This is a genomic window from Ideonella sp. P3_A4, assembly GCF_056403075.1.
This window is the reverse complement of the sequence record NZ_JBFUGE010000295.1, coordinates 1-7,562: the sequence shown is the minus strand read 5'-3', so window position 1 is coordinate 7,562 and position 7,562 is coordinate 1. Positions and strand designations below refer to the sequence as shown.

The following is a 7,562-nucleotide window of genomic DNA, read 5'->3' as shown; positions in this document are numbered from 1 at the left end:
GGATGCTCTTCGCGCGTCGCGACCGTGCCCCGCGAGCGTGGGCCGGAGAACGGGGGCACCGCCGCCGCCCTGCCGCCACGACCTTTACAAAGCGCAGTGCTCCAACCTCCCCCAGGGCATGCCACGAAGTGAAAAGCACCTCGACTTTGGTCACCTAAAGGCATGCCGCTAGTATTCGCGCGCCGACGCCAGCCGCGCCGAACAGCGGCAGTTTTGAAGCTTGTTCGACAACCCTGATTCATGAGGGCAGCGCCATGAACGACGACGAAACGATTTGTGTGTTCAGCTTCCGGTTCTACGAGGGCCACTCGGAGATGCCAAGCGTCGCGCCCTTCAAGGCAACACGTGAAGCCATCGCCGAATTGCGCGGCGAAGTCATCGAAGGCACCGAGCGCGAAGTGTCAGCCGACGAGCTGGATGCCGACGGGCACTACCGCCGCGTGGCGACCGGTTGGGGCGAGTTGGCCTGAACCAGCGCTTCAGGCCGCGAGAAAGTCGACCGGGCGGAACTTGGCTTCGAGGAAGCGGCCGTTGGCCAGCAGCGCTTGGGCGTCGCTCGAAGCCACGTTGGCCACGATCTCGCGCAGCTTCGCGTCGAGCAGCGCGAGCTGATCGCCCAGCAGTTGCCGCGCCGTCTTGCCATCTTTGAGCACATGCGCACCGCGAAAGGCCGGCGGTAGCGCCACGTAGTTGGCCAGCGACTCGGGCAGGTAGCGCAGCACGGTTTCGCGCACCGTGAACAGGTCGGCCGACCCGGTGCCCTGCCCCACCAGGCGCGGCAGTACCTCGACCACCGAGCCGCGCACACCGTCCAGGTGAACCGTCAGCTCGTCACTCAGATGCGGTCGGGCCTGGGCGATGACGCGGTCGAGTTGCGCCAGCGTTTCGTCAACGCCCAGCGTGTCGGCAATGCGCCGTTCCAGCTCAGGTGCTCGCGGCGCCAACAAGAAGCCCGCTGCATACAGCGCAGCGGTGATCAGCAGCCACAGTGGCCCGATCAGCCCGGCGAACAGCAACGCGGGGCCGGCCAGTGCCAGCGTGCAGCCGACGATGTTTGCATTGCTGTACAGGAACAGCAGGCTGCGCAGTTTCCAGGGGCGTGGGGTCACTGATAGCCCCGAATTTCCTTGAACACCTGGGCCAGCGCTGTCTTGCGCGCGTCGAAGGTGCGGCCGCCGGTCAGGTCGGCGAGTGACTTCATCTCGTCCACGTTGCCCTCACCGAACAGGATCGGGAAGACACGCGCCGGTTTCTTGTCTTGCCACTGTTCGCGAAAACGGTTGAACGACAGACCCGCGTTGTTCTCGCCGTCGGTCAGCAGCAGCACGCTGACGAAGCGGTCGGGGTCGCGCATGGTCTCGGCCACGGCCACCTGCTCGGCTTGCGCCAGCGCCGAGTACACCGCCGTCCCGCCATCGGTGTTCAACGCCGAGGCGAAGTCGCGCACCTGCTTGCGCCCAGCCTCACCGCGGCCGCTGTCGAACGTCACCCAGCTGGGGTTGGAGACCTTGTCCGAGAAGGTGATCAGCACCACGCGCTCGCGCTCCTGGAAGCGCGCGTAGCGTGAGCTGGCGCGGCTCAGGTCAGCGCCGCCGAGGATCAGCAGCGCGTCGCGCATGCCGGACAGACGCTGGCCCGACATCGAGCCGCTGACATCGAGCACCAGGATCGAGGTCGACGGGCGCCGCCAGTCGCTCTGGTAGGCCGACAGCACCGCATCGATCACCTCGAGCCGGTTCGGGAACGACAGCTCAGAGACCACCGTCTTCGGCAATGCTTCGGCCGGTGTCGCCTCGGGGTTCACCGGCCGCAGGTAGGCAGCCGGCAAGGCTTCGCGCTGGAAGGCCGCGGCCTTGAACGCCTGCACCAGCTTGTCGTAGGGCGCCCGCTTGGCTGCATTCATCAGCATCAGCGGGTAGTCGGCCGAGATCACGCCATCACGCGGGTAAATGACGCGCAACTGATCGGCCGGCGCCAGCYTCGCGTTGGTCTGCAGCAGCACCGCCTCATAGTTGACCATCGCATCCAGCCGGGCTGATTCCTTGACGAAGGCATCCGCGAGCCAGCCGGAGCTGCCGGCCGTCAACTGCTGGCCGGCGAGAAAGGCCTTCAGCGCGGCCGCATCCACGTCTTCCGCACGCAGGTCTTCTGACTTGCCGGCCACGGCGCAAGCCACGGCGAACAAGGCGCTCATGCCGGTGTTCGATGCGGTCGGGTTGGTCATCGCGTAGCGCAGCTTGCCGGCACCGGCCGCCTTCGCCACGTCAGACCACGCAGGCGCTTTCTTGTCCCAGCCCAGCTCTGCTGCCTTGGCTTGCTTCACCCCCAGCGCCACATGCGAGTAGAAAAGCTTCTCGCGCGCCACCGGCTGCGTCGCCAGGGCCAGCGTGGGGTAGGCACCGTTGGGCGGCAGGATCGCGTCGAACTTCTCGCCGGCTGTCACACGCTCGACGATGTCCAGCGTGCCGGCGTAGGTCAGGCGCACCTCGACACCGGCGGCACGCGCGGCCTGCTCCATCGCGGGCGCGAAGTCCTTCAACTCGGAGCCGGCCAGGATCGAGAACACAGCCGGGTCGGCCGTTGCCGCCTGGGCCTCGGGCGGCTCGCGCTTGCTGCAGCTGGCCAGGATGCAGATGACGCCCAGCGCGACCACCCAGCGCACGGGCGCCCACTTCATGTTCAGCGGGCCGGCCGGTTTCACAGCCGAACCTCGCTCGGGTTGCTCTGCAGCGCTGTTGCCGACTCTTGCTGCCTCACCCGGTCGAGGTAGGTTCGGGCCTTGCCCACCTCGTGGGTCAACGTGTCGACTGTGGTCTGCATCGAGGCCAGCGCCTTGAGCTTGTAGTCGGCCATCGCGTCCATCGCGGCGTAGACGTTCTGGAAGGCCTGCTTGAGCTGGTCGATGTTGATCGTGGCCGACACCGCCTGTTGGTGGATTGCCGTGCCCTGCTCGCGCAGCATGCTGCTGGTGCCGGCGATCAGGTTGCCGGTCGTCGTGTTAGCGCCCCGATCTGATCGAGCACCAGCTTCTGGTTGGCCAGCGCCTGGGCCACGATGACCGCGGTGCGCAGCGCCGAGACGGTGGTGGTGGTCGCACGGTCGACGCCCTTGACCAGCTCCAGGTTGTTCTTGCGCACCACGTCCAGCGCGAGGTAGCCCTGGATGTTCACGCTCATCTGCGTCAACAGGTCTTGCACCTTCTGGCGGGTGTAGAACAGCATCTCTTCGCGCACCACGCGAGCCTTGTCGGGATCCGTCACGTCGAGTTGGCTGGCCTGCGCGTCGAGCGCCACATCCAGCTTCTTGCCGATGTGCACGTACTTCTCCATCCGCTCCATCAGGCCCCAGAGGTTGGCCTTCTCCTGCTCGATCGCGGCGTTGTCGCGCAGCAGTTCGTCCTTGCCGTGGCGCAGCGACTCGATGATCGCGTTCAGGTGCGACTGCGACGAGCGGTAGCGGTCGAAGTAGTCCATCAGCCGGCTGCCGAAGGGGATCAGCCCGAGCAGCTTGCGCGGCTGGAACATGTCGTCCTGGCGCGAAGGGTCGAGGTCTTCGATCGTGCGGCGCAGGTCGATCAGGCCCTTGCCGATCGTCGAGCCTTGGTCGAACAGCCCGTTGTTCAGCGTGCGCACCGGCCTTTCGAGCAGGCGGTTCGACACCGAGGCCGAGGCTTCGACGTCCTGGTTGCCGATCGCGTGGATGCGCTCGACGGCGGCCTTGAACTCCGGCGACTGCACGTCGTGCGCGGTGACCTGGTCGATGAAGCCGTGCACCTGCGTATCCAGCGCCAGCAGGTCTTCGGCTTTCAGGCGCACGCGGCCACTGGCCGATTCCACCGGCACCGCGGCCACGGGCCGCGGCGGCTCCAGCATGAAGTCGGCCGACGGGGTTGCGGTGATGCTGTTTGTCGTTTCACTCATGGTTCTCTCCTTCCCTCTTCATTGAAATCGTTGCTCGATCGCGTGGATCATTCGTTCCAGCGCTTCGTGGCTGGGCGGCTCGACCACGTCGACCAGGATGTCGGGCACGTCGACGCCGCGCTGGCGCCAGAGCTCGGGGCCCTTCTCGTCGCCCGCAGTGCGAAAGCCGTAGTCATGGGCCAGTTGGCGCAGCGTGGGGTCACCGTCCAGCGCGCGGCCGAGCCGTTCGCCGTTGGGTGTGAAAGGCACCAGCACGTGCTTGGAGTACACCGTGGGGTGCGGGTACAGGATCACCATGTCGCCCCTGGCCCGGTCGGGGTGGCGCAGCCAGAACTCGACCATCTGCGACTCGCAGGCCACCAGCAGCGGCGCCTTGCCCATGCCGAGCGCCAGGTAGTCTTCGAACGGGCTGGCGGTGGACGATTCCTGGTAGCCCTGGCGCAGGAAGAGTGGTGCCGTCACCGGCATCACCCGGTCGGCTTCTTCGGCGCTTTGCACCACCTGCTCGCCGTTGGCGACATAACTCGCGAGTGCGAGGTACATCGCCGCGCTGTTCGAACTGCGCACGTCGGTGGAGGCCAGCAGCACCGACTTGCCGGTGGCAAACGCCGCGCTGCTTTTCAGGTCACGCCAGCGGGTGTTCTTCTCGCTCAGGGCCAGCAGCGCTTTCAGGTCGAGCTCGTAGTGGCCGCTGGGCATCTGACGCGCGACACCGTTGGCCACCAGGATCTCGGCGACGGGCTTCCAGCTCGCCACCACGATCGGGGTGTAGAACGGTGTGTAGGTGTTGGTTGCTCGGGCCGCCTGCTTCAGCTGCGCCGCGGCGGGCGCGCCGGATGGGAATCCGAAGTCGTAGCGCTTCGGGTCGAAGCGCCCGGCGATGGTTCGCGAGCCTTCTTTGTCGACGGTGACCGTCAAGCCCTGCCGGGCCAGCGCTGCCTGAACCTTGGGGTCGGCAAAAAACGCTTCCTTCTCCGAGCCGATCACGCCCTTGAGGCTGACCTGCTGGCGCCTGTCGGCATCTATGGCCGCTTGTTGGGCTCGTTCTTGTCCGAGCTCCCTGTTTGAGTACCAGATCCCTCCGCCCACCGCGCTCAACAGCGCCATCGCGAGCAGGGGGGCAACGACTTTGCGTAGCTCCATTCCCCCTCCATCGCCTCGCTCCCTGAGAGGGGAGCTCACAAGGCGATCGAAAGGTACCAAGCCTTGATGACACCACCGTGACGACGGCGGGCCGTTGGCGACAGCGCTAAAGCACGCTGATGCGCTGGGCCCAGCCCGGTCCCGGGGGTCTTCTTAGTCGCGCCCCCGAAAGGCGAGCCAGGCCGCCACGCCGGTGAACACCACGACGATCAGCACCATGGTCAGGAAACCGTAGGGGCTGTCGGCCAGCGGCACCCCACCCACATTCATGCCGAAGAAGCCGGTGACGATGTTGATGGGCAGTGCCAACACGGTCACCATCGTCAGCGTGAACAAGGTCTTGCTGGTCTGCTCGCCAACCCGCGCCGCCATCTCTTCCTGCAGCAGCTTGATGCGCTCTTGCAGCGCCGCCATGTCGCGAATGACCATCGAGAACTCTTCGGTCGCTTGGCGCATCTCATCGAGGTCATGCGGCTGGACCCAGGGCGGCGGCTGCCTCAGCAGTCGGAACAATGCAGCCGGCTCGGGCGCCAGCAAGCGCTGCAGGCGAACCAACACCCGCCGCAGTTGGCCAAGGTCGCTGCGCTGGTGCCTCAGGCGCCCGTGCAGGAGACCGTCCTCGATGGCATCGACTTTCAGCGTGGCTTCGCGAACGATCCGCACAAGCACGTCGCCCTGGTCGTGCATCAGGTGGTTCAGCAGCGCCACGCTGGAGGCGAACACGGCTCCGTCGTTCACAGACCGCCGCAAGGTGTCGATCGACTTCAGTGGCTGCACGCGGGTGCTGATCGCCATGCGCKCCGTCACGCAGACCCACAGCGAAGCGATCTGCGACGGATCAAAGGAAAACTCATAGGCCACGTCGTTGACAACGGCGATGAGGGCGTCTTGGGCGTCTTCGATGCGCGTCGATCTCGAGCCTTCATGCAGCGCCACGAAGTACTCTGGCGGCACCGGCAGGTTCGTCTGGATCCAGCGCTCGGCGGATGCATCGGTCAGGCTGAAATGCAGCCAGACGAACCCGTCGTCCGAGGACTGCTCCAGCCACTGCTTCGCTTGCGCCAGGTCGATGGGCGTGCCCTTTCCACCCTGCCGGAACAGGTAGCCGCAGATCAGGCCATGCTCGACGGGGCCGTAGATCGGGGTCATGGCGATGCGCTGTCCTGGTGTCTCGGTGGATTGGGATGGCCTATCGGCCAACGGCGTACCCATAGAGCAATCGCGTCGCAGCCGCGAACAGCACCGTGAGTGTCAGAGCCATGCCGGCAATGCGAAACCAATACTTTTCGTCGACCTGGCTCACACCGATGGCATGCAACAAGCGCCCGATCAGCAGCGCTGCACCCAATGCATGCATGTTCGCAGGGGTCGCCCCGCTCTCTTCGACCAGGTACAGCAACAGCAGGCTGAGCGGAACGTATTCGGCGAAGTTGGAATGCACCCGCATGGCACGCAGCATCTGCTGATCGCTGCCATCGCCAATCGCGATTCGAAGGCGGCGCCGCATGCGAAGCGTGCGAACGCTGAGCACGACAAACAGCAGGGCCAGCAGGCCGGCGTACAGCGTCACGACTTTCATGGTCAGCGTCTATCCTTGTGGGGGGCCTGCAGGCCCGTCCATCAGGACACGCCAGCCGCGGCGGCCCGAACGATAGCGTCTTTCCAAGACACGGTGTACCTTGCCAGCGTTTCGAACTCACCCACTGAAGGCGTGACAGACGGCACAGGAAGCGCAGCCGCCGTGGCAGGCCGCCGGTTTTCGTCACGGGACCGTCGCAATCGCCAAGCAGAGTCGGCCGACACACCACCGCGTTCTGGCGGCGTCGCCTCTTGTCGCCTCTTGTATGCCTGACGATTTGTCTCCGATCACACTGCCCGATGACCCGAGCGCCGCGACGGCGCCACGCGAAAACCGCAAGCACGCCCGGGTTCAGTACTTCCTGGTCGCGCGAGACCATGAGCATCTGCCGGTCTGGGTCTTCAAGCCCGAAGGCCATGACGGCCATGCTGGGCTCATCGTCGACGCCAGCCTCGGCGGCATGCAAGTCCTGACGGGGGACGACGGCCCCATCCCGGGCAAGCGCTTTGAAATCAAGCTGCTGAAGGACGACGGGGCCCGCATTCACAGCGTCGTGGCTGCCACGCGCATCTGGTCACGTGCGGTCAATCACCACACCCACCTTCACGGCTTCTCGTTCGACCGCCCGCACGCGTCGATGAGCAAGATCGTGGCGGCTTTTCCGCAGAGTCTCACTTCACCGACCTGGCGACGTTGCCTGCTGGTGAGCGTTCGGTAGCGCCGCGACAGGCCGGCGAACGCGTCAGGCGACCAGGCAACCCTGAGCGTCGAACGCGATGGCCTTGTCGGCTTCGGGCACCAGGCTGACCGGCGCACCGGCGGCCAGCGTTTCGATGCCGCCGTTGGCACGGGCGGTCAGCAGGTTCGACACGCCGGGCACACGCAGATGCACCAGCGTCGAGTCGCCCAGGTATTCGGCC

The 7,562-nt window shown here is 65.8% G+C and carries 8 protein-coding genes and 1 pseudogene; 2 read left to right on the top strand and 7 right to left on the bottom strand.

What is annotated here, in order from left to right; translation table 11 throughout:
- Positions 1-254: 254 nt before the first annotated feature.
- Positions 255-470 carry a hypothetical protein gene (locus AC1DYI_RS21805; RefSeq protein WP_477206227.1) on the top strand — a complete coding sequence of 72 codons (216 nt, stop codon included), beginning with the start codon at positions 255-257 and terminating at the stop codon, positions 468-470.
- A gap of 9 nt (positions 471-479) precedes the next feature.
- Here AC1DYI_RS21805 and AC1DYI_RS21800 read toward each other — a convergent pair whose 3' ends face one another.
- The 6 genes and pseudogenes from AC1DYI_RS21800 to AC1DYI_RS21775 all read right to left on the bottom strand — a co-directional run bounded on the left by AC1DYI_RS21800 (position 480) and on the right by AC1DYI_RS21775 (position 6,642).
- Positions 480-1,109, bottom strand: a complete 630-nt coding sequence (locus AC1DYI_RS21800) for a hypothetical protein (protein WP_477206226.1) — start codon at positions 1,107-1,109, stop codon at positions 480-482.
- Complete coding sequence (locus AC1DYI_RS21795) at positions 1,106-2,677, bottom strand: vWA domain-containing protein (RefSeq protein ID WP_477206225.1); 1,572 nt, start codon at positions 2,675-2,677, stop codon at positions 1,106-1,108. Before AC1DYI_RS21795 ends, AC1DYI_RS21800 begins: the two co-directional genes overlap by 4 nt.
- 20 nt (positions 2,678-2,697) lie before the next feature.
- Positions 2,698-3,872: pseudogene (locus AC1DYI_RS21790) on the bottom strand (toxic anion resistance protein).
- 66 nt (positions 3,873-3,938) lie between these two features.
- Complete coding sequence (locus AC1DYI_RS21785) at positions 3,939-5,063, bottom strand: hypothetical protein (protein WP_477206224.1); 1,125 nt, start codon at positions 5,061-5,063, stop codon at positions 3,939-3,941.
- 153 nt (positions 5,064-5,216) lie between these two features.
- Positions 5,217-6,212 (bottom strand): transporter, encoded by a 996-nt coding sequence (locus tag AC1DYI_RS21780; protein ID WP_477206223.1) that lies wholly within the window; start codon positions 6,210-6,212, stop codon positions 5,217-5,219.
- Positions 6,213-6,252: 40 nt separating this feature from the next.
- Positions 6,253-6,642: an MAPEG family protein gene (locus AC1DYI_RS21775; RefSeq protein ID WP_477206222.1), complete on the bottom strand. Its 390-nt coding sequence runs from the start codon at positions 6,640-6,642 to the stop codon at positions 6,253-6,255.
- A 277-nt stretch (positions 6,643-6,919) separates the two neighbouring features.
- Between AC1DYI_RS21775 and AC1DYI_RS21770 the strand changes: the two genes are divergently transcribed.
- Positions 6,920-7,360, top strand: coding sequence for a PilZ domain-containing protein (locus AC1DYI_RS21770; protein WP_477206221.1), 441 nt, complete (start codon positions 6,920-6,922; stop codon positions 7,358-7,360).
- A 24-nt stretch (positions 7,361-7,384) separates the two neighbouring features.
- Here the strand turns inward: AC1DYI_RS21770 and AC1DYI_RS21765 are convergent, their stop codons facing one another.
- Positions 7,385-7,552, bottom strand: a complete 168-nt coding sequence (locus AC1DYI_RS21765) for a TOBE domain-containing protein (protein ID WP_477206228.1) — start codon at positions 7,550-7,552, stop codon at positions 7,385-7,387.
- Between the last annotated feature and the right edge of the window lie 10 nt (positions 7,553-7,562).

Coding starts and splice junctions, on each gene's coding strand:
- AC1DYI_RS21805 (WP_477206227.1), top strand. CDS start 255: ATGAACGACGACGAAACGATTTGTGTGTTCAGCTTCCGGTTCTACGAG.
- AC1DYI_RS21785 (WP_477206224.1), bottom strand. CDS start 5,063: ATGGAGCTACGCAAAGTCGTTGCCCCCCTGCTCGCGATGGCGCTGTTG.
- AC1DYI_RS21775 (WP_477206222.1), bottom strand. CDS start 6,642: ATGAAAGTCGTGACGCTGTACGCCGGCCTGCTGGCCCTGCTGTTTGTC.